At 61.9% G+C, this 23,180-nt stretch carries 21 protein-coding genes; 13 read left to right on the top strand and 8 right to left on the bottom strand.

The genetic code is table 11. The annotated features are described in order from the left end of the window. Window positions 1-142: 142 nt before the first annotated feature. On the top strand, window positions 143-1,087 hold the full coding sequence (locus VGN72_18930; protein HEV7301445.1) for an aldo/keto reductase: 945 nt from the start codon (window positions 143-145) through the stop codon (window positions 1,085-1,087). A gap of 168 nt (window positions 1,088-1,255) precedes the next feature. Here the strand turns inward: VGN72_18930 and VGN72_18935 are convergent, their stop codons facing one another. Then, window positions 1,256-2,764: a metallophosphoesterase family protein gene (locus VGN72_18935; protein HEV7301446.1), complete on the bottom strand. Its 1,509-nt coding sequence runs from the start codon at window positions 2,762-2,764 to the stop codon at window positions 1,256-1,258. Between the two features lie 339 nt (window positions 2,765-3,103). On the opposite strand from VGN72_18935, the gene aroF reads away from it, so the two are divergent. From aroF to VGN72_18970, 7 genes are all read left to right on the top strand, one after another. Then, window positions 3,104-4,177: a 3-deoxy-7-phosphoheptulonate synthase gene (aroF, locus tag VGN72_18940; GenBank protein ID HEV7301447.1), complete on the top strand. Its 1,074-nt coding sequence runs from the start codon at window positions 3,104-3,106 to the stop codon at window positions 4,175-4,177. Between the two features lie 118 nt (window positions 4,178-4,295). Next, entirely contained in the window at window positions 4,296-5,042 is a 747-nt protein-coding gene (tpiA, locus tag VGN72_18945) for a triose-phosphate isomerase (GenBank protein ID HEV7301448.1), read from the top strand. A gap of 108 nt (window positions 5,043-5,150) precedes the next feature. Further along, window positions 5,151-5,651: a preprotein translocase subunit SecG gene (gene secG / locus VGN72_18950; GenBank protein ID HEV7301449.1), complete on the top strand. Its 501-nt coding sequence runs from the start codon at window positions 5,151-5,153 to the stop codon at window positions 5,649-5,651. A gap of 57 nt (window positions 5,652-5,708) precedes the next feature. Next, window positions 5,709-6,578, top strand: a complete 870-nt coding sequence (locus tag VGN72_18955) for a YicC/YloC family endoribonuclease (GenBank protein HEV7301450.1) — start codon at window positions 5,709-5,711, stop codon at window positions 6,576-6,578. 476 nt (window positions 6,579-7,054) lie between these two features. Then, complete coding sequence (gene gmk, locus VGN72_18960) at window positions 7,055-7,645, top strand: guanylate kinase (GenBank protein ID HEV7301451.1); 591 nt, start codon at window positions 7,055-7,057, stop codon at window positions 7,643-7,645. A gap of 83 nt (window positions 7,646-7,728) precedes the next feature. Next, complete coding sequence (locus tag VGN72_18965) at window positions 7,729-7,947, top strand: DNA-directed RNA polymerase subunit omega (protein ID HEV7301452.1); 219 nt, start codon at window positions 7,729-7,731, stop codon at window positions 7,945-7,947. 188 nt (window positions 7,948-8,135) lie between these two features. Next, entirely contained in the window at window positions 8,136-8,417 is a 282-nt protein-coding gene (locus VGN72_18970) for a hypothetical protein (GenBank protein ID HEV7301453.1), read from the top strand. A gap of 112 nt (window positions 8,418-8,529) precedes the next feature. Here VGN72_18970 and VGN72_18975 read toward each other — a convergent pair whose 3' ends face one another. Next, window positions 8,530-10,854 (bottom strand): glycoside hydrolase N-terminal domain-containing protein, encoded by a 2,325-nt coding sequence (locus VGN72_18975; protein ID HEV7301454.1) that lies wholly within the window; start codon window positions 10,852-10,854, stop codon window positions 8,530-8,532. Between the two features lie 81 nt (window positions 10,855-10,935). Further along, the gene (locus VGN72_18980; GenBank protein HEV7301455.1) at window positions 10,936-12,735 is read right to left on the bottom strand and encodes a phosphoenolpyruvate carboxykinase (GTP); all 1,800 of its coding nucleotides are present in this window, start codon (window positions 12,733-12,735) and stop codon (window positions 10,936-10,938) included. A 255-nt stretch (window positions 12,736-12,990) separates the two neighbouring features. Here VGN72_18980 and VGN72_18985 point away from each other — a divergent pair, with 255 nt between their 5' ends. The 4 genes from VGN72_18985 (at window position 12,991) to VGN72_19000 (ending at window position 16,436) form a co-directional block, all read left to right on the top strand. Next, on the top strand, window positions 12,991-14,400 hold the full coding sequence (locus tag VGN72_18985; protein HEV7301456.1) for a patatin-like phospholipase family protein: 1,410 nt from the start codon (window positions 12,991-12,993) through the stop codon (window positions 14,398-14,400). A 35-nt stretch (window positions 14,401-14,435) separates the two neighbouring features. After that, window positions 14,436-15,074, top strand: coding sequence for a Maf family protein (locus VGN72_18990; GenBank protein HEV7301457.1), 639 nt, complete (start codon window positions 14,436-14,438; stop codon window positions 15,072-15,074). Between the two features lie 63 nt (window positions 15,075-15,137). Beyond that, entirely contained in the window at window positions 15,138-15,596 is a 459-nt protein-coding gene (locus VGN72_18995; protein ID HEV7301458.1) for a RidA family protein, read from the top strand. 303 nt (window positions 15,597-15,899) lie between these two features. Further along, window positions 15,900-16,436: an N-acetyltransferase gene (locus VGN72_19000; GenBank protein HEV7301459.1), complete on the top strand. Its 537-nt coding sequence runs from the start codon at window positions 15,900-15,902 to the stop codon at window positions 16,434-16,436. Between the two features lie 91 nt (window positions 16,437-16,527). On the opposite strand, the gene VGN72_19005 is transcribed toward VGN72_19000, so the two are convergent. The 5 genes from VGN72_19005 to coaD form a co-directional block, all read right to left on the bottom strand. Next, the gene (locus VGN72_19005) at window positions 16,528-17,007 is read right to left on the bottom strand and encodes a hypothetical protein (GenBank protein ID HEV7301460.1); all 480 of its coding nucleotides are present in this window, start codon (window positions 17,005-17,007) and stop codon (window positions 16,528-16,530) included. A gap of 135 nt (window positions 17,008-17,142) precedes the next feature. Beyond that, window positions 17,143-17,988 (bottom strand): prepilin-type N-terminal cleavage/methylation domain-containing protein, encoded by an 846-nt coding sequence (locus VGN72_19010; GenBank protein ID HEV7301461.1) that lies wholly within the window; start codon window positions 17,986-17,988, stop codon window positions 17,143-17,145. 601 nt (window positions 17,989-18,589) lie between these two features. Beyond that, window positions 18,590-19,435, bottom strand: a complete 846-nt coding sequence (locus tag VGN72_19015; protein ID HEV7301462.1) for a prepilin-type N-terminal cleavage/methylation domain-containing protein — start codon at window positions 19,433-19,435, stop codon at window positions 18,590-18,592. Between the two features lie 583 nt (window positions 19,436-20,018). After that, entirely contained in the window at window positions 20,019-20,867 is an 849-nt protein-coding gene (locus VGN72_19020; GenBank protein ID HEV7301463.1) for a prepilin-type N-terminal cleavage/methylation domain-containing protein, read from the bottom strand. Window positions 20,868-21,432: 565 nt separating this feature from the next. Continuing rightward, the gene (gene coaD / locus VGN72_19025; GenBank protein HEV7301464.1) at window positions 21,433-21,972 is read right to left on the bottom strand and encodes a pantetheine-phosphate adenylyltransferase; all 540 of its coding nucleotides are present in this window, start codon (window positions 21,970-21,972) and stop codon (window positions 21,433-21,435) included. A gap of 312 nt (window positions 21,973-22,284) precedes the next feature. On the opposite strand from coaD, the gene pgeF reads away from it, so the two are divergent. Next, entirely contained in the window at window positions 22,285-23,085 is an 801-nt protein-coding gene (gene pgeF / locus VGN72_19030; GenBank protein ID HEV7301465.1) for a peptidoglycan editing factor PgeF, read from the top strand. The last annotated feature ends 95 nt before the right edge of the window (window positions 23,086-23,180 follow it).

Consider the following 23,180-nt stretch of genomic DNA (forward strand, 5'->3'; position numbering starts at 1 on the left):
GACAGGGTAAGACGAGCGCGACACGGGAACGCCGGCCAGCGTGCCACGCGAGCGTCTGGCATTCCGTGCGCACCGGCGGGGGCGCGCGTAGCGACTATCCGACCTGTTCAGCGATCGACGCCGTCGCTAAAGTCCACCCATCATGAAAACGCAACTGCTCGGCCGATCGTCGCTCGTCTCGTCGCGCCTGTCGTACGGCAACATGCGTTCGGTCGGCACGTGGAACCCTGCCGAGGTTACGCCCGAACGCATGGCCAAGGCCGTGCAGGCGCACATCGCGGCGTACGAAGCAGGCTACACGCTCTTCGACACCGCAGACATCTACTGCCGGGGCATGTGCGAGACCGCGCTGGGCAACACGCTAAAGCAGGTCAGCGGCATGCGCGACCGCATCTTAATCGCCACCAAGTGCGGCATCCGCTTCGCGGGCGACCCCGCGCCCGACTCGCCCCACCGCTACGATTTTTCGGCCCAGCACATCGAACGGTCGGTCGAAGGGACGTTGTCCCGCCTGGGCGTCGAGACGATCGACGTCTTCCACCTGCATCGCCCGGATCTGCTGATGAACCCACCCGAGATCGCCGCTGCGTTCGACCGCGTCCGCAGCGCCGGCAAGGTGCGCGAGTTCGCCGTCAGCAACTTCTCGCCCAGCTTCGTCGCGGCGCTGCAGGCCCACCTGCCCTTCCCACTGGTTGCCAACCAGGTCGAGATTCACCTCGGTCGGCTCGACCCGTTCACGGACGGCACGCTCGATCAATGCATCGAGCGCACCATCACCCCGCTCAGCTGGAGCCCTTTGGCCGGTGGCTGGCTGGGCGCCGGTCGCACGCTGCCCGCCGACGCGCCGAATCGGGAGAATCGCCAGAAGTTGCTGGACGTGCTCGACGCCACCGCGACCGAGCACGGCGTTAGCCGGACCGTCATCGCGCTCGCCTGGCTCCTGAAACACCCCAGCCAGATCATCCCCATTATCGGGTCGGCCACCCCCGCCAACATCGTTGACGCCGCCAAGGCCGACGACATCGACCTGACACGCGACCAGTGGTACCGCATCCTGCTCGCAGCGCGCGGCAAGGCGTTGCCGTAAGAACGGCGCTCGCCTATCTCGACACATCAAGAAAGCCAAATGCAACCGCGGAGATGCAGAGGACGCGGAGATAGAGGGAGAAGCGTTCAAAGTGGAAAAAGCATTCTGAACGCGTCTCTCTCTATCTCCACGTCCTCCGCGTCTCTGCGGTTATCCGAGTTCGTCCCGCTAGCTGTATCGGCGTCGGCGCGTGCCCAGAAGCAACATGCCACCCAGGCCGACGCCGACCGCGCTCGCCGGCTCGGGCACCGCCGTCAGCGTCACGATGTCGGTGGTGTGTTCACGGCGTTCCCAACCGGTTACTTCGCCCTTCGTGTTCATTAGCGGGAAGAGATAGACGGGCGTCAGGATGGCCTTCCAGATGCCATCCTCTTCGAACACGTTCACCTCGACGTGACCGTAATGCTTGCCGCCCGACAGCAGCACATTGCCGTCCCAGATTTCCGGTGCATCGGTGTGCGCGATGAACTCCTGGAACTCGTTCTTCAGGACATCCTCAGTGAGCGGCGCCCGCAGACCGTCGCCACCGATGCCCACGTCGTAGAAGTGGATGCCGTCGACGAGCGAATGTTCGTACATCTCATCGTGGCCACTGAAGACGGCGTCGACGCCGTACTGGGACAGCAACGGGGTAAGGGCCCGCATCGGCACGCCCGATTGCGGGTCGAGACCGGCGTCGATCGCGCCCGGGGCCAATCCGTGCGGGCCGGTGGAATAGGGCGCGTGATGAAACTGCACGAACGTGAACTGGCTCGCCTGCTGCGCGTCGGCCAACTGCGACTGCAGCCACGCGTACTGCTCCGAGCCTGGCATGTAGTCGGGCGCGTTGGAACCGGACAAGTGATGATTGGTGTCGGTCGCCTTACCGTGTTCACCACCGTCGCTGGAATCGATCGTGATGTAGGTGATCGGGCCAAGGTCGAACCGATGGTACCGGCCGTTGTGTTGCGCGTTGGTCGCGCCGTTGTCAGGGGTTTCGAAGTACGTTCGGAACTTATCCGTCGAGCGGTTCGCCGCCACTGCCGTGTAACCGCCCAGATCTCCCGGACCGCCGTAATTCTCATGATTGCCTAGCGCCGCGATGATCGGCGTGCGACTGGCGAGCGTGCCGTAGGCACCGGCGTTGTGCTTCCAGAATTCGTCCCAATCGCGCTGCTCGCCACCCGATTCCACAAGATCGCCGGCAATCGCGACAAAGTCCGGATTGCGCGCCGCGATGGCGGCCAGGTTTTGGCGGTAGCCTTCGGTTTGGTCGACGACGTACTGGTCGTTCAACCCCGCGGGGCGATTCGCTCCGATCGGCGCAGTCCACGCCGCCCGCTTCCCGGTCGATTCCGGCTCCGTTTCCGAGTCGGCGTAGACGGCAAAGCGGATCGAGTCGGTCTTCGCGGGCGCCGTTCGAAACGTGCTGGTGAACGGTGTGCCGTTCTGCAGCACCGTGTACTCGTAGCTCGTGCCAGGCGCAAGATTCGTCAGCCTTACCGAATGCGCGTACGGCCGCGCAGGATGGGGCCAGCCCACCTCAGCGGAATGGTACGACAACGCCGACGCCAGGGCCGGTGACGACGCGATCGTCGTCGGGCCACCCGCCAGCGCAACCGTGCCCGCGTCGGCGGATTCACTGAACCAGCGAATCGTCATCGCATCGCTGGCAGGGTTCTGCAGGTACGGCAACACCCGAAAATCGTCAGCAAGACCGCTTCCCGTTAGCCCTAGCAGCACCACCGAGGACGCAATCAGTTGATATCGACGCGCGTATCTAGACCCCATATGACAGAATCTAGCGATCTCCCAATGGTTTGTATACCGGACGTCCACCCGACTTTTTGACCGTCGCTTGTGGTTCCCAGACCGCTGAACCGCAAGCGACTCATCGACTCCGCAACAACTCAGACGAGCACCAATGCCTGCGTTCCCCCTCCCCTTGTCCCCCCGCACAGGAACCCGTAAACTACTGGACTTTCCCACAGCCGGGCTCGGCCGTGGACAGCATTGTTGTCGTTTCGGAGATTTGCCGTGATTATCGTGATGCAGCCCCACACGTCCGCCGAGGCCATCGAGCGGGTGTCGAACGAGATCAAGCGTATGGGGTCGACGCCGCACCTGTCGCAGGGGCAGTTTCGCACGGTGATCGGGGCGGTTGGTGAGGAGGGCACGCTGGACCCGCAGCACTTGGCGGCGTTGGAAGGCGTGGAGAAGGTCGTCCCGATCATGAAGCCCTACAAGCTCGCCAGCCGCGAGTTTCACGAGGACGACTCGGTCGTCACGATCGGTGGTGGCAAGTCGCTGTTCGGCACGGAAGTACCGCAGGTGAAAGTAGGCGGCACGCACGCCGCATGCATCGCCGGGCCGTGCGCGGTCGAGAACGAGCAGATGCTCGGCCAGATCGCCCGCCACGTGCGCGACGGTGGCGCAACCGTCCTTCGCGGTGGCGTTTACAAGCCGCGCACCTCTCCCTATTCGTTCCAGGGCCACGGCGAGCCCGCGATGAAGTGGATGCGCGCCACCGGCGACGAACTGGGCATGCCGATCTGCGTGGAGGTCATGGACACGCGTCAGGTCGAGCTGATGGAGAAGTACGTCGACTGCTTCCAGATCGGCGCCCGCAACATGCAGAACTTCGATCTGCTGCGCGAGGTCGGCAAGACCCGCAAGCCCGTCCTGCTGAAGCGCGGACTGGCCGCGACGGTGAAGGATTGGCTGCTGAGCGCCGAGTACGTGCTGAGCCAGGGAAACCGCGGCGTAATCCTGTGCGAGCGCGGCATCAAGACCTTTGAGGACAGCATCCGCTATTCGCTGGACATCACCAGCATTCCGGTGGCGTCGCAATTGAGCCACCTGCCGATCATCGTCGACCCCAGCCACGCCGCCGGCAAGCGAGACTATGTCGGCGCGTTGGCGCTATCGGGCATGGCCGCCGGGGCGCACGGTGTGATCGTCGAGGTTCACTACAACCCCGCCGAGGCCCAGTGCGACGGCCCGCAGGCCCTGCTGCCCGAGACCTTCAAGAACCTCATGGGCAAGCTGCGCTCGATCGCGGCCGTCACGGGGAAAGAGTTCGCCGAGATCGGTGAAGTGGCGGCGGTATAACAAGAAATCGTGCCCACGAATGAGCACGAAGGAACACGAATAAGAATGCATTTATTCGTGTCTATTCGTGCTCATTTGTGGGCACTGAATTGATCGGCAAGGCAGATAACAAAGCACTATGGCACGTACACCGTTTATCGCTGGCAACTGGAAGATGAACACCACCAAGTCCGCGGCCATCGAGTTGGCCAAGGGCGTCGCGGCGGGCGTGCCCGCAGGCGTGGAAGTGGGCGTCGCGGTGCCGTTTGTTTACATCGACGCGGTGGCGCAGGCGGTCGCGGGGTCAAAGCTGATGGTAGGCGCTCAGGACGCCTACTTTGAGAAGAGCGGCGCGTTCACCGGTGAAATCTCGGTCGACATGCTGAAGGACCTCGGCGTGCGGTTCGCGCTTACCGGTCACAGCGAACGCCGGCATGTGCTGGGTGAGACGGGCGAACTGGTGTCGAAGAAGGCCCACGCGATCTACGCTGGCGGGCTGACGCTCGTCCACTGCGTCGGTGAGAAGCTCGAAGAGCGAGACGCCAACACGACCTTCAACGTCGTCGAAACACAGTTGAAGGAACTGTCGGCCAAGATGGACGACCCGGCCCGGGTCGTCATCGCCTACGAGCCAGTCTGGGCGATCGGCACCGGCCGAAATGCCACCGATGCTCAGGCGCAGGAGGTTCACGCCTTCGTGCGTCAAACGCTGGCCAAGATGTGGAACAAGGACTTCGCCGACCGCGTACGCATCCAGTACGGCGGCAGCATGAAGCCCGAGAACGCCAAGGGCCTGCTGGCCCAGCCCGACGTCGACGGCGGCCTGATCGGTGGCGCGGCGTTGAAGGCGGATAGTTTTCTTTCGATTGTGAACGCGGCACTTTGAGGAATTGCCGATTTGCGATTTGCGATTTGCGATTGAAGAGCGGCGATTTACTCCGTCCCTCTCTTCAATCGCAAATCGCAAATTGCAAATCGCAAATTTGGAAACCCAATGTTCAGTAGCGCACTGTTCTACATAACGATGATCGCCTTCGTGCTGATCTCCCTGTTCATGATCCTGCTCGTGCTGGTGCAGAAGGGGCGTGGCGGTGGTCTGGCGGCGGCGTTTGGTGGCATGGGGGGCAACACGGCGTTCGGCAGCAAGACCGGTGACGTGCTGACCTGGACCACCGCGGTCGTCTTCGGCATCTTCGTCGTGCTCGCGGTCGTGCTGAACCTGCTGGCCGAGCAACGCAACCGCGGTGGCGTCGCCCCCGCTGCCGCAGCGGCGACCGCGGCAACAGTCGCCCCCGAGACCGCGCCGGCCGCGACGCCCGCGCCAACGCCGGCAATGCCCCCAACACCCGCGGCGACGACGGCCCCTACCACCGCCGCCACGCCGACCCCGACGCCCATCCCCATGGGTGAGGCCAACGTCCTGAACGCCCCACCGACCACCGCCCCGGCCGCCACTGCGCCCACGGTACCCGCGGTGCCGGCGACGCAGCCTTAATCTGATCCTTTTACGTTACGCATTCGTCCAGTTCTGAAAGGCAATATGATCGTCAGCATGACCGGTTTCGGCGACGCAGCGGCGGAGAAGGACGGCACCCATTACGCCGTCGAAATCCGCTCGCTCAACAACCGCTACTTCAAGCCGGTTATCAAGCTCCCCGACACGGTCAGCGGCCTCGAACCCGAACTCGAGACCATGCTCCGCGAAAAGCTGGGCCGCGGCAGCATCACCTACATCCTGAAGATGCGCTCCGACAGCGCCGAGGCGGCGTACCACATCAACATCGAGGCCCTGAAGGCCTACGTGGAACAACTGCAACAGGTGAAGGGGCTCGACCGCCTGCTGACGATCGACCTGGCCAGCCTGGTCAACCTGCCCGGCGTCTGCAGCGAGCCGCGCGACGAGGCCGACGAGATCGCCGAGCACGGCACGATCATCCGCCAGATCACCGCGCGTGGCATCGAAAAGCTCAACGAGATGCGCCGCCGTGAGGGCGAGAGCCTGTTCCGCGAGTTGATGAAGCACCTGGCGGTCATTAAGGCCAGCCTCGCGACGATCAGCGAACGCGCCCCGATGGTGGTCGACGACTACCACAAACGGCTGACCCAGCGGGTTAACCAGCTGATGCAGAAGGCCGAACTGCGTGTGAACGAGAACGACCTTATCCGCGAGGTCGCCGTCTTCGCCGAGCGCGCCGACATCGCCGAGGAAATCCAACGCCTCTCGACGCATTTGACCGCCTTCGAGGAAGCCTGCCAGACCGGCGAACACGCCGGCCGCAAGCTGGACTTCATCACGCAGGAAATGCTGCGTGAAGCCAACACGATCGGCAGCAAAGCGAACGATGCGACGATCGCCAAGCATTGTGTGGAGATTAAGGGTGCGATCGACCGGTTGAAGGAGCAGGTCCAGAACGTGGAGTGAGCGATGGAGCCACTCGACTACGAAACGTCCGAAAGGCCACGCGATCTCGCTGCCGAGAATGCTCATTACAGTCGTAGGAATCGCGAGGTGCGTGTCTCATGGGTGCCATTGATCGCGGTCGTCTGTGTGTTTGCACTGTTGTGCATAGCAGGATGGTTTTTACTGATTCTCTGGCTGAGAACAGTTCAGTGGACGATTTGAGCCACGCGATGGTGAGCAGTGCTCACCGACTGAGACCACGCAAGTGACCGGTCGATATGCCGAACGAGCCACTCGATTACGAGTCGCCACAGCCGAAACCACCGCCCGATTGGCGATGCGTGCTTCGAGTACTCTTGGTGATCTTCGCGATCTGGGCTGCTTTGATGGTGTTGGCGATGTGGTCAGGTAAATAGACCAGTAGGATGGGGTTCATCCGGCCCAAACTGCGAGGGAACAGATACGGTGGGGATGAACCCCACCCTACGAAGAACTAAATGCTTGACTCGAAAGAATATCCCGGCCTGCTCATCGTTCTCGTCGGTCCGTCCGGCGTGGGCAAGAGCACGATCTCGCGGCTGTTGGCCGACAAGGTGAACGTGTCGTATACGGTCAGCGCGACCACGCGCCCAAGGCGGCCAAACGAGGAGAACGGGAAGACGTACGACCACGTCGACCACAAGGAGTTCTACCGCCGGCTGGACAACGACGAGTTCCTGGAATACGCCCAGGTGTACGGCGACTACTACGCCACGCCCAAGCACCCGGCTTTGGACTACCTGAAACAGGGCCGTGACGTGCTTCTGGAAATCGACTTTCAGGGCGCCATGCAGGTGCGGCACCACTACCCCGAAGCGCTGCTCGTCTTCATTCTGCCGCCCGATGAGCCTACACTACTGCAGCGGTTGACCGACCGCGCCCGCGACAGTGAAGACGAGATCAACAAGCGCTTCCGGGCGGCCAAGCGTGAAATTCACATGGCGAAAGGTAGCCATGCGTTCGACTACATGGTCATCAACGACCACCTTGACGACGCCGTCGAGGAAATTATCAAGATCATTCGACATAAACGGTCGGGTGGGATTTAATTCAGTGCATGGGCGACACTTATGTCGCCATCAGACCGCAGGAAGATGGGCGACGCTTGCGTCTCCCTTATCGAGGAAACCAAATGATTGAAGCACTCAAGAGCGACGAGATCGTGAACAAGGTTGGCGGCCGGTTCAAGCTGACCGCACTCATTCAGAAGCGCATGCTGGAACTGATGGACGGCGCCCGCCCGCTCATCGATCGCGGCAACATGACGGACCTGGAAGTCGTGATCCAGGAAATCCTGCAGGACAAGATTGCGATCGACTACGAAGCCAGTGGTCTGGCGCGCCCCGTATAGGCCAGTTGCAGTTCGCAGCGCCCCACGTCCCGAACGCCGTGCCATCTTGGTGGCATGGTCCGGATCGCGGGGAAAAGCGTAGCCGCGCGCACCCTCTCGCGGCACGACCGTTGCATCACATCCCGTTGAAACATCAGTTCGGGCTGCCCGTGGGGGCGGCCCGAATGCTTTTCAACAGGAGCACGCACATGGCCACTGCAATGGATTATCGTCACGATACTGGCGTCTCGTCGCCCGCCAAGAGCACCGCGTCGATCGTCGCCATCATCGCCGCGATCGTCAGCTTCGTCATGTCCGCCCGCGGTAGCGAGTTCATCGCCTTGCTGCTGGCCGTAGTCGCGATCGGCGCTGGGCTGCTGGGCGGGCTGAAGTCGCTGTCACCCCAGGTGAAGGGTGGCATCCTCAGCATTTTGGCGGTCGTGCTCGGCGTGATCGCGATCGTGGTCGCGGTGATCGCGATGATCTTCTAACTTCCGACGTGAAGACCTCGACAACGGATACAAGAAAGACGCTGGCATAGTTGCCGGCGTCTTTCGTTGATCGAGGTAGTTCTCCTGACGGATCAATAGCGATCGAGATCACTTACGCTCGATATTGAAGCGAAACATCGCCCGCGGCCAACTCGATGGTCTGAGACGACGGGCTGAAGTGGTCTGGCAGACGCAGCGTGATCTGTTGGGCCACGCGGCTGCTCAGCTTGAGCGAGAACGTACGTCCGTTCTCCGACCAGGAGAGATCTACCCTTACGCCGCACCGTGTCGTAATTCCCCGCACGCTTCCATGAGGCCACGCGCTCGGTAAGGCGGGGAGCAGGTGGAGAAAGCCGGGACGTGACCGGACCAGCATTTCACACACGGCCGACACAAGGCCCAGGCCGGCCTCAATCTGGAACGGCGGCTGCGCTCCTAGTCCCCAATACGCCGACAGCCCTTGGGCTCGCCAGTCGTTTCCCCAGCTGAGCAGGTTTGGGTTTGTACATCCCCGCAGCAACAGTTCCAGGTTCTCCAGCGCCCGTTCGCCTTGGCCACTGCGGGCCCAGAGGTTGGCCATGAAGGAGAAACTCCATCCGGCCATGCTGTCCAGTTCATTCTGGCGCAATTCCAAAGCGCGCACGGCCCAGGTGTAAACTTCCGCGGTGTCTTCCGGATTGATCTCCGAGCCAGGGAAGAGCCCGTACAGGTGCGAAAGGTGCCGGTGGGCCTGCACGTCGGCCAGATCCGCGTGCAGCCATTCGCGCAGGCCACCCTCGGCATTAGCCTCGTACGTCGGCAGTGCGGCCAAAAGTTGCCAGTAGCGCTCTTCCTGTTGTGGGTCGGATAATTGAAGGACCCGCAAGGCCTCCAGCAGGTTGCACAGCACTTCGCGGCAGACGGACACGTCCATCGTCGCGTCCGCGACGGTCATCGGCTTCCCGGCGGGCGCATTCTCGGGGGAGATGGATGGGGCGAAGTGCGCGACGCCGTCGCGGACCTCAACGAAGTCGAGGTAAAACGCCGCCGTCTCCTGGAGCCACGGCAACGTGCGCGTGCGAAGAAATTCGCGGTCGCCGGTCGCGAGCCAGTGTTCCCACCAGTGCTGCGCCATCCACCCGGCGCCGGCCGTCCAATGGACGAAGGTGCCGTGAGATATCTGCCCATGTGTTCCCATGTAAGCGGGCAGCAGGATCCCGCGGCAGCCATATGACTGGCGAGCATTGGCGCGATAGTCGCCGAGGAACCCGAAATAGTAGTCGGCCAGCGGCTCGATCAGGCGGGCGAGGCCCGTCTGCGGCGCGAGCCAGTACGTCATCTGCACGTTGATGTCGTTGTGGTAATCGCTTGCCCAGGCCGGCGTATAGTCGCCGTTCCAGCGACCCTGAAGGTTCAACGGCCACGCATCTTCGCGAGCCGCCGTGACGAGCAGATGGCGCTGGAAGGCGACCATACGTTCGACGAGCGCGTTGCTGACATCGCCCTGGAAGGCTTCCTGTGTCAGGACATTATTTGGCTTGCTGCGATCCGCCTCTTCCGCACCCAGGTCGAGATGGAACGCATTGATGAGCGGCTCGTGATGCTCGCGGTGTCGCTGGAGAAGTGTCCTGTAATCTGCCGGAAGCGATGCGAGTTCCTCGAGCAGACGCGGGACCGCAGCATCCGCGGGTTCGTCGTACCAGCACTTGACGAGCACCAGGGCGGACTGAGCGTCCTTCACGCCCGACCAGACGCCTCCCCAATACCGATCACCGTAAGCGCTGCCTCCGCCAACCGGCAGGGCCTGGAGGACCGCACCGAACTCCCGGCCGTCTTCGTAACGGCCGATGTGGGCGTGCCAGCCGGTTCCCTCGCGTGCGTCCCAGGCGATGGGCGGGGTTTGCGGCCGCGGTTTGCGGCCCGATCCGTAATCCGTCACGTCCTCCACGCCGTGTGGGCGCAGGCGGCAAGCCATGTGCAGAGCGCCCGGCTCCCATTCGTCCGTCGTGAGGGCGATAACGTCATCGGCCCGCGACACGAACAGGCGGCGCGCGTGGCGGCGCCCCTTCATGGTCCAGGCGACGACGACCTCACCGGTGCTTAAGTCGAGTGACGAACGATAATCCCTCGTCGCAGCGATGCCGTGATGATGGATCCATATCTCGCCCAGCGGGTGATAGTCGGCCGTGTCGCAGCGGTAACCCTTCTCCTTGATAACGGACGGGAACACTGCGGCGGCTTCGGCCCAACGGCCCTCGGCCTGCAGGCGCCGAATGTCCGCGAGCCGCGGTGCCAGACTCGGCAGTTCACCGCGCGGCTTCTCCAGCCAGCACCGGTGATGGTTGAGCAGAACGAAATCCTGGGCCACATGGCCAAAGACCATCGCCCCAAGAGGCCCATTGCCGGTGGGGATGGCGTCTTCCCAGCGGGTCGCCGGCTGATTTAATGTGTAGGACATACTTGGGCCGGAATTTCTTTCCTGGCTAAGTGAAGAGGATTCCTGAGTTTTTGGCACACGTGCGCTAGGTGAACGGGCAGGTCATAGCCGGGTCACGAGCAGTTCGCGTTGGAAGATCATTTCCTTTGGCAGATCGCCGGCAAGCTTTAAGAACAGTTCCTCTTGGCTGAGGATCTCGGCCTTTACCTCATCGTTGCGCACGGACTGGATCTCAGCAAACTGCTCGGGCGTGATGTCGAGCCCTTCCAGGTCGATGTCCTGTGGGCGCGGCATCCAGCCGATCACGGTCTCGCTGGCATAGGCACGGCCCTGGCAGCGATCGATGATCCACTTCAGCACGCGCATGTTCTCGCCGAAGCCCGGCCAGAGGAACTTGCCGTTGTCGTCCTTGCGGAACCAGTTGACGTGGAAGATGCGCGGGCAGTCGCTCATCTTCTTGCGCATGCGGAACCAGTGCACGAGGTAGTCGCGGATGTTGTAGCCAATGAACGGCAGCATGGCCATCGGGTCTCGCCGCACGATGCCCTGCTGCCCGGTCGCGGCCGCCGTGGTCTCGCTGCCGAGCGTGGCACCGAGGTAGACGCCGTGCACCCAGTTGAACGCCTGGAAGACGAGCGGGATCGTGCGACTGCGCCGCCCGCCGAACACGATGGCTGAGACGGGCACACCGTCGGGGTCGTTGGCGGCAGGATCGAGCGCGGGGTTGTTCACCATTGGCGCCGTGAAGCGGCTGTTTGGATGCGCCGCCTTGCCCGGGCCGTTCGGCGTCCACGGTTTGCCGGTCCAGTCGATGCACTCGGCCGGGGGCTGGTCGGTCTTGCCCTCCCACCACACATCACCGTCGGGCAGCAGCGCGACGTTCGTGAAGATCGTGTCACGCGACATGGCAGCCATCGCGTTGGGGTTCGTCTTGTCGTTCGTTCCGGGCACCACGCCGAAATAGCCGGCTTCGGGATTGATCGCGCGCAGCTTGCCGGTGTCCTTGTCCACCCACATCCAGACGATGTCGTCACCGACCGTGTTGATCTTCCATCCGGCATCGGCGTACTTCTTGGGGGGAATGAGCATCGCGAAATTCGTCTTGCCGCACGCGCTCGGAAACGCCGCCGCGATATAGCTCTTGGCGCCCTGGGGGCTGGTGGCGCCCATCAACAGCATGTGCTCGGCCATCCACCCCTGCTGCTGGCCGAGCACGCTGGCAATGCGCAGCGCCAGGCACTTCTTGCCCAGCAGCGCGTTGCCCCCGTAGCCACTGCCGAAGCTCCAAATCGTGTTGTCGAGCGGAAAGTGCATGACGTAGCGGCGGTCGGGGTTCACGTCGCCGAGCGAGTGCAGGCAACGCGTGAACTCGTCGCTGTCGCCCAGCTGCCGCCAGGCGACGTCGCCCATGCGCGTCATGATGCCCATGTTCAGCACGACGTAGATGCTGTCGGTCAGTTCCACGCCCACCTTCGCCAGCGGGCTGCCGATCGGGCCCATCACGAACGGCACGACGTACATCGTGCGACCCTTCATGCAGCCGTCGTACAACCTGCGCAGCTTCGCGTACGCGGCCCGCGGCTCCATCCAGTTGTTGGTGGGGCCAGCCATGTCTTCGGATGGCGTGCAGATGAAGGTCAGGTGTTCGCTGCGCGCGACGTCGTTGGGGTTGCTGCGGTGCAGGTAACAGCCCGGCAGCTTCTGCTGGTTCAGCTGGATCAGCACGCCCTCATCGACCGCCTGCTTCAGCAACCGTTCGCGCTCGCGTTCGCTGCCGTCGCACCAGACGATTTTGTCGGGCTGGCAGAGCGCCGCGCACTGCTGTACCCACGCCGTGACGTTGTGGTTGGCCGATGCATCACCGGATTGGTTTGCCATGCGTTCGTCGAGGGTCGTGGTCATGTGTCGTCTCCTGATTAGATGCGAACGCGATGCGCTCGGCGTGCGAGTGGACAGCCCATTGAATCTTATGCGGGCAGCGCGCAGCGGGAAACCCGCGGATTGCCCAACCGCAGGGGCGGGCCTTTATGCCCAGCGGCCGTTGCGACGATTTCCGAAGGATAGCGGGCAGGCACGGAGGTCTGCCCTTACTACGGCAGATTCTGACAGACCCGACGATGTGCATTACGTCGCTCTCATCCGTTACAATCTCCCGCCATGAGCCCGCTTCCCCTCGTCAAACATGCCCTGCTCGCGACCGTGTTGTCCGCGGTTGCCTTCGGTTGTACTTCGGTCAACAAGCCGTTGAACAAGGCGACCGTAGCATTGGAACATCGCGCGAAGAACCAGACGCGGGCCGGCACGTTCCTGGACGCCGCCCCCACGCAGGCCTCCAGCGAAAGCGACGTGCTGCGGCCGACGACCAACCCGGCGCAGCCACAAATCGTGGATGCCGACGGTTACTTCGTCGGCATCGCCATTTCAGGTGGCGGCTCGCGATCGGCGAACTTCTCGGCGGCGTGCATGTTTCAACTGCAGCGGTTGGGCGTGCTGCAGTACTGTGACTACATCTCGTCGGTCAGTGGTGGTTCGCTGACGGCCGCCTACTACTGCGCCTGGGGCGAGGAGTGGAACCCCGGCACCGTGCAGAAGAAGATGACGCACCACTTTGCGACCGACCTGCTCGCGCAGACGCTGATGCCATGGAACGTCGTGGGCATGACCGTGTCGCACCTGGACCGGTCCGACCTGCTCGCCAACACGCTGCGCAACAACCTCTTTACGCGCAAGGGCAAGGAACTGACCTACGCCGACCTGCGGCCCGATCGACCACGTCTTCTGATCAATGCGACGGACTTACAGTCCGGCCGGCCGTTCGTCTTCAGCAACGAGACGTTCGACGCGCTGAACACCGATCTGTCGAAGTACCCGCTCGCCTACGCGGTGGCCGCCAGTTCCAGCGTGCCGGTGCTGCTGCACCACGTTACGCTGCGCGACTACTCGACCACGTTCAAGCAGTACCGCCACCTGGTCGACGGCGGCGTGACCGACAACCTCGGCATTCAGACTCTGGTCAACCTGTTCGAAGCCCAGGCCCAGTCGGCCGTCGACCAGAACCTGCCCAACCCCTACCCGAACGGCGCGATCTTCATCGTGCTGGACGCCACGACGCAGTTTGACGCCAAACTGTCGAGCAAGGGAGACATCAGCCTGCTGGACAGCCTGAAGTTCGGCGCCGGCCTGAGCAGCACGGTGCTCATCAACCGCGCCAGCAGCGCGACGCTGGCCGAGATGATCGTGAAGCACGCCAGCGCCGACCTGAACGCCGATCAACTGCGCGCCGATGTTGCCACCTTGAACAAGACCGGCCAACTGACGATGCGCGATAATCGTGGCCAGCAGGTGCAGGTGATGCACCTGTCGCTATCGCACTTGAACAATCTGACCAACCTGCCGTTCAAGAGCTTCAACGAGAGCGTGAACAACATCGCGACCTACTTCAACATCGGCGAGACCGAGGCCTATCACCTCTACCTCGCCGCTGAACTGATGGTGAAGGACAAGTTCGAGAAGCCCCTGCTTGAGGTCGGCGATAAGCTGAAGGCGGCAAACGGACAAGCTCGATGACCTCGGCGTCTGCCCAATCATCTTCCGCCGCGTCGATGCCTCGCCTGATCCTCGCCAGCGGTTCACCGCGCCGCAGGCAGTTGCTGGCTGAGGCGTATTACGCGTTCGAGATCATCCCTTCGGACATTGATGAATCGCAGGTGCCCACGGATCTGCGTCCATCCGAAGTGGCGGCGTATCTGGCGCGCGGCAAGGCCGCCGTCATCGCGGCGCGGTTTCCTGACGCCGTGGTGGTTGGCGCCGACACCGTCGTCGCGCTTGGCGACCTGCTGTTGGGCAAACCGGCCGACGCAACCGACGCTCGGCGAATGCTGTCGTTGCTATCGGGCACGGCGCATCATGTGACCACCGGCGTCGCGGTCTGCCGTGGGGCCCAGGTCGATGAGGTGCACGTCACCTCCACCGTCGCCATGCGCCCCCTGACCGCCACCGAGATCGACGCCTACGTGGCCGGCCGCCAATGGGAAGGCAAGGCCGGTGGTTACGGCATACAAGATGACGACCCCTTCGTCACCCGCATGGATGGCAGCCTGACCAACATCGTCGGCCTGCCGATGGACGAGACGATCGAACTGCTCGCCCGCGCGGGCGTTCGAACTGGTTCGTCTCAACGCAGAGGCGCGGAGGGTGTCGCAGAGGACGCAGAGGCGAAGAGGAAACGCCAAGATCGATGAGCCGACCGCGCGTCCTCTGCGACACCCTCTGCGTTGAAGCTCTTTATTGACGAGGAAATGAAGATGCCGCTTTCCGAGAAACTCACCGCGATGAACATCACGCTGCCGACGCTCGCCGGCCCGTTTGGGGCCTACGTGCCGGCCAAGCGGGTTGGCAACCTGCTATACGTCTCCGGCCAACTTCCGATGAAGGACGGCCAACTCATCGCGACCGGCACCGTGCCGTCGGTGACATCCATTGAGTCCGCCACCGCGGCCGCGAGGCAGTGCGTCATCAACGGTCTTGCCGCCGCGGCGACCGTGCTGGAATCGGTCGACCAGATCGTAGGCGTGGTGCGGGTTGGCGCGTTCGTCGCGTCCGACGCCGGCTTTAGCGCCCAGCCAACCGTCGCCAACGGCGCCAGTACCTTCCTGATCGACCTCCTCGGCGACGCCGGCCGTCACGTCCGCGCCGCGGTGGGTGTGAACGTGTTGCCGTTGAACGCGAGCGTGGAAGTGGAGTTCATCTTCGAAGTGATATGACGACGAGCCGCAAGTACGCTCTTCTGTAGGACAGGCATTCCTGCCTGTCTCTCCCCACGTCTTCTTTCCTATCTCTTTGCTTACGTTCGGTGTGAGGGACATTCTAATCCGTCTCTCCCCCCGTCTTCTGTGGCACAGGCATTCTTGCGTGTGTCTCCCCCGAACTTCCTGTTACACGACATGTTCTACCTGCCGCTAAAGCGGCAAGTCCGATGTGCGCAACGAAAGCGTGATGCGTCTGACGTCGTAAGCTCAACGCCAGCACACTCGCGCCAGAAAACTTGCTATAATCCCTCAACAACGATGATCCGCAACGCGACCATTCACGATGTCCCGACGATCCAGAGCATCGTCAACAGCCACGCTGAGCTGGGGAAGATGCTCTTTAAGTCGTACGCCCAGCTGTACGAGACGCTGCGCGACTTCGCCGTCTACGAGAAGGATGGCAAGGTCGTCGGCTGTGTGGGCGTGGCGATCATCTGGGCAGACCTGGCGGAGGTGCGGTCGCTGGCGGTGGACGAATCGTGCCGCGGGCAGGGCATCGGTAAAGCGCTCGTGAACTGGTGCATCGCCGAGGCCCGGCGGCTGCAGATTCGCCGGTTGATGTCGCTGACGTACGAGCAGACGTTCTTCGAACGGCTCGGCTTTGCCGTGGTGGAGAAGGACACGTTGCCGCTGAAGGTCTGGAGCGACTGTGTCCGCTGTCCGAAGAACGACCACTGCGACGAGATCGCGATGGTCTACGAGCTGAGCGACGTCGCCCGCATCAGCGCCCCCGACGCCGTCCCCACGCCGCGCGGCGTGAGCATTCCCGTACTACAGAACCTGACTAGCGCGTGATCCTTTTCCTCGTTGAGCCACGAGCTTGCTCGCGGAAGCGCACCGCGAGCAAGCTCGCGGTTAAACGAGGAAACGCGTGATCTCGATCTACTTACCCCCTCAGGTCGCTCTCCCCAATCAACGTGAACCCCTTCTTGATCAGCAACTGAGCCGCCAACGTCGGATCATCCACAAACAGCGCCAAAGACGGTCCCGACGGCCGGCGTAGCAACGGATAGGCGTAGTGGATGTTGATCTCCGCCGCCAGCAGCGCGGAACAGACCTGCAGCAGCGGCTGCTTCGTCCGCTTCGGCAACTCCACCGCCAAAAGTTCCGACTCCGCGAACGCAAACCCTGCCGTCGTCAGCAACTCACGGCCATAGTCCGGCTCGGCACAAATCAACCGCACAAGGGCCGTGTCACCCGATTCCTCAATCGAAAGGGCTACGATCTTCCCCACCCCCTGCTCCAACGACCGCACAAGCTGCTGCAGCCGCCCGACCTTATTCTCCATGAAGATCGTGAACTGCCGGACGCGCGTCGATTCGTGACCGGCGCCTTCCAGGGTTTGCGGGGGGAGGACTTCTTCCATGGGTGCACAATCTACACAACATGCCACGCCTGCGCAAGATTATTCGCCGACAGCGCGTAAGAACGCCGGCCTGCGGTGAAGCAGGCCGGCGTGGCAGTAGTTCAGTCGATCGCCTTAGCGACGATAGAGCTTGCTTTAGAAGAAATCAGTAGCGTCGCTGGTCGGCACGAGGATGCTGTCGTCAGCCGTTCCCGGTTGGCTTCCCGCATCCGGAGCGGTCTGGATATCCGCAACAACGGGGTCTCCATCGCCGACACCGTAGATGTTGTCCTTGGCGACGCCAGCCAGCGGGGTATTGCTGAATTCGACGTGACCGTCGCCGAACAGGATGTTCTGGCCGTCCTGACCGTGGTTCTTGCTGTTGGCGGCCTTCACAGCCGTCTGCGCCGACGTATTGTTGATTCCGATAACGGCACCCGACGACCCGACCGGGTTGCGATCGGCCATGATGGCGAATTCAGGCCCGAGGTTGGCGTTCCAGCGATAGCCGTTGCCGACCGCCGTGGACGAGGGATACGGAATGGCCACGCTGAAGCTCAGGTTGTTCGTCCCCGAGAAGTTGCTGCGAAGCGTTGCAGCTTCCGTAAGCTGATCCTTCTCTTCGCTACTGCTGGGGCAGGTGAACACTTCGGTGCCCATGTCCTGTGTACGAACCAGCAGGAACAGTGCCGCTGTCACATCATTGTTCGCTGGAACTCCGGAGCCAGCAACATCCGTGAACGGATCATCACCACCCGGGGTGGTGAAGGCGTTCATGTCAGCGGCGTTGGCGTAGATCGTGCGGGGATAGGCCTGACGGTTCTCGTTGCTGTACAGCAGCAGGCCCTGGCCGACCTGACGCAGGTTGCTGGCGCACTTGACGCGGTTGGCCGTCTCGCGGGCGCGGTTCAGCGACGGCAGCAGGATCGAGATCAGCAACGCGATGATGCCGATGACGACCAGCAGTTCGACGAGGGTGAAACCCTTGGAGGTGCGCTTCATGTGAAGCTCCTTATGAAAAACCAGTGTCGCCCGCGAGCGAACCACGCCAAGAACGAACAAAGAATTTAATGATGGCAAAAGACCCCCATCGCACAGTGCGATAAAGATGGATGACCACCCCATGAGGCGAGGCTGACGGACCGCGAGCGACGAAAATTCACCACCTACGAACCATCGCAGGTGGTGCAAGATAGACAATTCAAATATCGAACAGCGTCAGTTGAACCCTTGGATGCACAATTAATAGTAGACGCCGTATCATTGAGAGCCTGACGCAGGCGCGTAAGTTTCACACTCAAATTAACTTTGCTTGTAGGTGGGCGTCAAGGGTAATCCTGTAGATCAAAAAATTTACTGAACCATCCGAACTTGTGAATTCTCGCGGATTGAGAAAATGGTGGCATGGCACCACCCCGTTGATCTCAAAGAGACGCTGCAGCACTTTCGCGATCAGAGTAAGCAGCGACAGATTTGCAAAGGCGTGGAGCATCACACTCTGGCCACTGACATAGAACGAAAAAAGGCTGGTTTGCCGTAGCAAACCAGCCCTTTCATTCAAATCAGAACCAACGCAACGTTGGCGGTATGGCCTACATCCCGCTTAGTTGCTCAAGGGGAACAAGACGCTGTCGTCCGCATTACCAGGCTCGCCTGCAGCATAAGTGGGCGCAGTCTGTGCGGTGGCGGGGTTGATCGTCGCACCAGCCACAGCGTAGATGTTGTCTTTGTTCACGCCAGCCAGCGGGGTGCTGCTGAACTCGACGTGACCGTCACCGAACAGGATGTTCTGGCCATCCTGACCGTGGTTCTTGCTGTTGGCGTTCTTCACGGCCGTCTGTGCCGACGCCGTATTGATCGCAACATTCGCACCCGTCGAACCAACCGGATTGCGGTCGGCCATGATGGCGAACTCAGGCCCGAGGTTGGCGTTCCAGCGGTAGCCGTTACCAACCACCGTGGTCGTCGGGTAAGGATTCGCAACGCTGAAGCTCAGGTTGGTCGTGCCGGTGAAATTGCCACGCAGCGTAGCGGCCTCGGTCAGCTGGTCCTTCTCTTCGCTGCTGCTGGGGCAGGTGAACACTTCCGTGCCCATGTCCTGCGTGCGAACCAACAGGAACAGCGCGGCCGTCACGTCATTGTTGGCCGGACGATCGGCATCACCGGCACCAGCGGCGCCAGAGAACGGGTCGTTACTGGCAGCGCCAGTGAAGACCGTAACCGCCGCAGTGGCCCCTGCCGCCACCGTACGGGGGTAGGCCTGACGGTTCTCGTTGCTGTACAGCAGCAGGCCCTGGCCGACCTGGCGCAGGTTGCTGGCGCACTTGACGCGATTGGCGGTCTCGCGGGCGCGGTTCAAGGACGGCAGCAGGATCGAGATCAGCAACGCGATGATGCCGATGACGACAAGCAGTTCGACGAGGGTGAAACCCTTGGAGGTGCGCTTCATGTGAAGCTCCTTATGAAAAACCTTTACCGCTTGCGATCAAGCAGTCCCCGCACGGGGCACGTGTAAGGAATGTGATTATGGCAGGAAGTCTCTTACCCCAAGGCATGGCAGCAATGATGACCAACCACCCCAAACAAGGCCAATCGACCGCTAGCGACGAGAATGTAACACCCACGAACATCGCAGGTATCAATTTGGACTATTTGACTATAACGGCGTCAGATAAAATCTTGGATGCACAGCAGAAGGCAGACGCCGCCATATTTCCGTAGTAGGACGCAAAGGCGTTAACTACGCCGCTAGATTACAGACTTCTGCGGATGTAGGTCAAGGGTAATTCCGGAGATCGAATACGAATGTACTTCGTCGTAGCACTTCCCACTCATTAACTGACTACTGCGAACGCGAAGCATCGTCCCACAAGCGCCGGCTTGACCTAGGTTGTTAAGTATTTATCGGTACAGCGGATATCACGATCAAGAGGCATCGCGACTGGTCAAATAGTGGCCATGAAAAAGGGCTAGCCTGCAGAAGCAGGCCAGCCCTTTGTTTTATACGCTTCGGCTTGCGAAGCGATTTAACTTTACATACCGGTTGCAGTGCTAATCGGCAGCAGGACGCTGTCGTCAGCCGTACCGGGCTGGCTACCCGCGGCGGCGGCGGTCTGCGCTTCCGTCACGACTGGCGTTGCATCACCCACGCCGTAGATGTTGTCCTTGGCAACGCCAGCCAGCGGCGTGTTGCTGAACTCGACGTGACCGTCACCGAACAGGATGTTCTGGCCGTCCTGACCGTGGTTCTTGCTGTTGGCGTTCTTCACAGCCGTCTGAGCCGAGGTCGACGTGATTGCGATGTTTGCACCCGACGAACCGACCGGGTTGCGATCCGCCATGATGGCGAACTCAGGCCCGAGGTTGGCGTTCCAGCGATAGCCGTTGCCTACCGCAGTGGTCGAGGGATAAGGAATGGCCACGCTGAAGCTCAGGTTGTTCGTCCCCGTGAAGTTGCCACGCAGCGTGGCAGCTTCCGTCAGCTGGTCCTTTTCTTCGCTGCTGCTGGGGCAGGTGAACACTTCCGTGCCCATGTCCTGCGTGCGGACCAGCAGGAACATAGCGGCCGTCACGTCATTGTCGGCCGGACGGGTCGCATCCGTTTCACCAGCGGCGCCAGAGAACGGGTCGTTACTCGGAGCGCCGGTGAAAGCCGTCATGTTGCCGGCCGCGGCCACCGTACGCGGATATGCCTGACGGTTCTCGTTGCTGTACAGCAGCAGGCCCTGGCCGACCTGGCGCAGGTTGCTGGCGCACTTGACGCGGTTGGCGGTCTCGCGGGCGCGGTTCAGCGAGGGCAGCAGGATCGAGATCAGCAATGCGATGATGCCGATGACGACAAGCAGTTCGACGAGGGTGAAACCCTTGGAGGTGCGCTTCATGTGAAGCTCCTTATGAAAACGCTGTCGCCTGCGACCCGGCCAAAGGACCCTGCGGAGCACGTGTAAGGAATGTGATAATGGCAGGATGTCCCCACTGCAAAAGTGCAATGGCAACGTTGACCAACCACTCCGCTGAGACGAGGACCGATTCGCGTGCGACGGACAAGATAACCATCAGCGAACACCGCAGATGGATTCTAGACAAGTGAGAAGGAGAACGTGATCGGCGTCAGGCGAACTCTTGGATGCGAAACACTCGGGGGACGCCGGTCTTTCAAAAAGTCTGATGAGTCAACATCAGTACGTTGATAAGGTACCTCATGTTTCGGGTTCCGGTCAAGGAAAATCTGGTTGGGAACAGCCCGATTCTGACGCTTGTATGGGCACCAAAACCGCATTTGCGCAACTTCTAGGCAGGTTTAGGGCGGATGTAGGGGAATATCCTCAGATGACGGGGGGGGGGGTGTCTGAAGCCGCGTTTGGGAAAACTATGGCTTTCGGACGCGTTGAAGGCTTGGTTTACTGGCCGCTAAAGCGGCCAGTCCGGTGGGTGGAGGCCAGGGGATCAGGTCGTGGGGGCGTCGGGCTGGGACGTGGCGAGTTTCTCACCTTTGCGTTGCTTCTGAGCTAGTTTGGCCACGACCACTTCGGGCAGCACGGCACGCAGCGTCTCAACGTTGCCGCCGAGCGCAACCACCTGGCGAATGAGGCTGCTGCTGGTGAGGGCGAACTGGTCGCCGGTCATGATGAAGACGGTCTCCACGTCTCCGACCGCCCGGTTGGCCATGGCCAATTGAAACTCGTACCGCAGGTCGGACGCGTCACGAATGCCTCGCAGGATAGCGACCGCCCGGCACTTGCGGACGAAGTTCACCGTCAGCCCGGAATACGCCTCGACGCGCACCGCCGGGATGGCGCCGACGAGGTCGCTGATCATCTCGAAGCGCTCCTCAAGCGTGAACAGCTCGCGCTTGTCCGGGTTTACCCCCACCCCCACTACGACCTCGTCGAATAGCGCCGTCGCTCTGCGGATGACGTCCAGGTGCCCGTTAGTGATCGGATCAAACTGCCCCGGAAACACGGCGATGCGGCGTTGGCTTCCCATAACGCGTTAGCCTAAACGGGCAGCCGTGTTTAGGAAAGCGGTCAACGCAGAGGCGCAGAAGGGGAACGCTGAGTGACGCAGAGGCGGGCAATTCATTTCGAGTATATTTGACGTTCCTCGTCGACGACACGCGTGACGCTTAGTTCGTCATCCTGAGGTACTCCGAAGGATGAGGAGGCGCTTCCAGAATGCGTAATGCCCTACCGCTCGCTCGCTCTGCGAAACTCCGCGCGATTCTCTGCGCCTCTGCGTTGAATATTTCTCAGCAGACGCCAATGGAATCGCCAGCGCAGCCGACGTAGATTGCGAACCATGCTTCAGCGCATCACTGCAGCCAACGGCGTCGTGTACTACCAATCTCCCCTGCTGGCACAGGCGGGCATTCCGCACGGGTTCAGCACGCGGATCGGTGGCATCAGCCGGCGGCCGTTCGACTCGCTTAACCTCGGCAACCCCAACGGGTGCGCGGTGCAGGACGACGAGGCGCAGATTTCGGTGAACTACGAGCGGCTTCACTCGGCGGTGGGACTGGCGGAACGCCGGCGCTGCTGGGTACATCAGGTGCACGGGGCGGCGTTGCAGATCGTGGAGGACGGCGAGACATTTCAGAACTCCCAGAAGGCCGACGCATTGCTGACGAGCGACCCGCGGGCCGCGCTTTCCATCCGCATCGCCGACTGCGTGCCGGTCCTGCTGGCCACCGCCGACGGCCAACACGTTGCGGGCGTTCACGCCGGTTGGCGCGGCGTGATCGGTGGCGCCGTGCCGGTGGCCGTCGCGGCACTTCGCGAGCGGACGGCGGACCAGGCGATCATCGTCGCGATTGGGCCCAGCATCTCCGGTGCGGCGTTCGAGGTCGGGCCGGAGGTCGCCGACGAGTTTACACGAGCGTTCGGGTCACGGGCACCGGTCAGCGTGCCAAATGCCGGTGGCAAGCCGTACGTCGACCTGAGGGCGGCGATCGTACTGCAACTGCTCGATCTGGGCGTCGATGAAGCCGCTATCGATGTCACCGACCGATGCACGGTTCGCGACGCCGACGAGTTCTTCTCCCATCGCCGGGATAACGGCGTCACCGGACGCATGGCGGCGCTGATCGGGACGCGAGTGTAGGTCCTCGAAAGTACGCGCCTTACGGACCTGCCACATAGCCACCGGCTTGCCGGTGGTCTTCTCTTCCCTTTGAAGCAAAGAAAGACCACCGGCAA

The sequence above is a fragment of the Tepidisphaeraceae bacterium genome (assembly GCA_035998445.1).
GTDB lineage: Bacteria > Planctomycetota > Phycisphaerae > Tepidisphaerales > Tepidisphaeraceae > DASYHQ01.

Coding starts and splice junctions, on each gene's coding strand:
- VGN72_18930 (HEV7301445.1), top strand. CDS start 143: ATGAAAACGCAACTGCTCGGCCGATCGTCGCTCGTCTCGTCGCGCCTG.
- tpiA (HEV7301448.1), top strand. CDS start 4,296: ATGGCACGTACACCGTTTATCGCTGGCAACTGGAAGATGAACACCACC.
- secG (HEV7301449.1), top strand. CDS start 5,151: ATGTTCAGTAGCGCACTGTTCTACATAACGATGATCGCCTTCGTGCTG.
- VGN72_18955 (HEV7301450.1), top strand. CDS start 5,709: ATGACCGGTTTCGGCGACGCAGCGGCGGAGAAGGACGGCACCCATTAC.
- gmk (HEV7301451.1), top strand. CDS start 7,055: ATGCTTGACTCGAAAGAATATCCCGGCCTGCTCATCGTTCTCGTCGGT.
- VGN72_18965 (HEV7301452.1), top strand. CDS start 7,729: ATGATTGAAGCACTCAAGAGCGACGAGATCGTGAACAAGGTTGGCGGC.
- VGN72_18970 (HEV7301453.1), top strand. CDS start 8,136: ATGGCCACTGCAATGGATTATCGTCACGATACTGGCGTCTCGTCGCCC.
- VGN72_18975 (HEV7301454.1), bottom strand. CDS start 10,854: ATGTCCTACACATTAAATCAGCCGGCGACCCGCTGGGAAGACGCCATC.
- VGN72_18980 (HEV7301455.1), bottom strand. CDS start 12,735: ATGACCACGACCCTCGACGAACGCATGGCAAACCAATCCGGTGATGCA.
- VGN72_18985 (HEV7301456.1), top strand. CDS start 12,991: ATGAGCCCGCTTCCCCTCGTCAAACATGCCCTGCTCGCGACCGTGTTG.
- VGN72_18990 (HEV7301457.1), top strand. CDS start 14,436: ATGCCTCGCCTGATCCTCGCCAGCGGTTCACCGCGCCGCAGGCAGTTG.
- VGN72_18995 (HEV7301458.1), top strand. CDS start 15,138: ATGCCGCTTTCCGAGAAACTCACCGCGATGAACATCACGCTGCCGACG.
- VGN72_19000 (HEV7301459.1), top strand. CDS start 15,900: ATGATCCGCAACGCGACCATTCACGATGTCCCGACGATCCAGAGCATC.
- VGN72_19005 (HEV7301460.1), bottom strand. CDS start 17,007: ATGGAAGAAGTCCTCCCCCCGCAAACCCTGGAAGGCGCCGGTCACGAA.
- VGN72_19010 (HEV7301461.1), bottom strand. CDS start 17,988: ATGAAGCGCACCTCCAAGGGTTTCACCCTCGTCGAACTGCTGGTCGTC.
- VGN72_19015 (HEV7301462.1), bottom strand. CDS start 19,435: ATGAAGCGCACCTCCAAGGGTTTCACCCTCGTCGAACTGCTTGTCGTC.
- VGN72_19020 (HEV7301463.1), bottom strand. CDS start 20,867: ATGAAGCGCACCTCCAAGGGTTTCACCCTCGTCGAACTGCTTGTCGTC.
- coaD (HEV7301464.1), bottom strand. CDS start 21,972: ATGGGAAGCCAACGCCGCATCGCCGTGTTTCCGGGGCAGTTTGATCCG.
- pgeF (HEV7301465.1), top strand. CDS start 22,285: ATGCTTCAGCGCATCACTGCAGCCAACGGCGTCGTGTACTACCAATCT.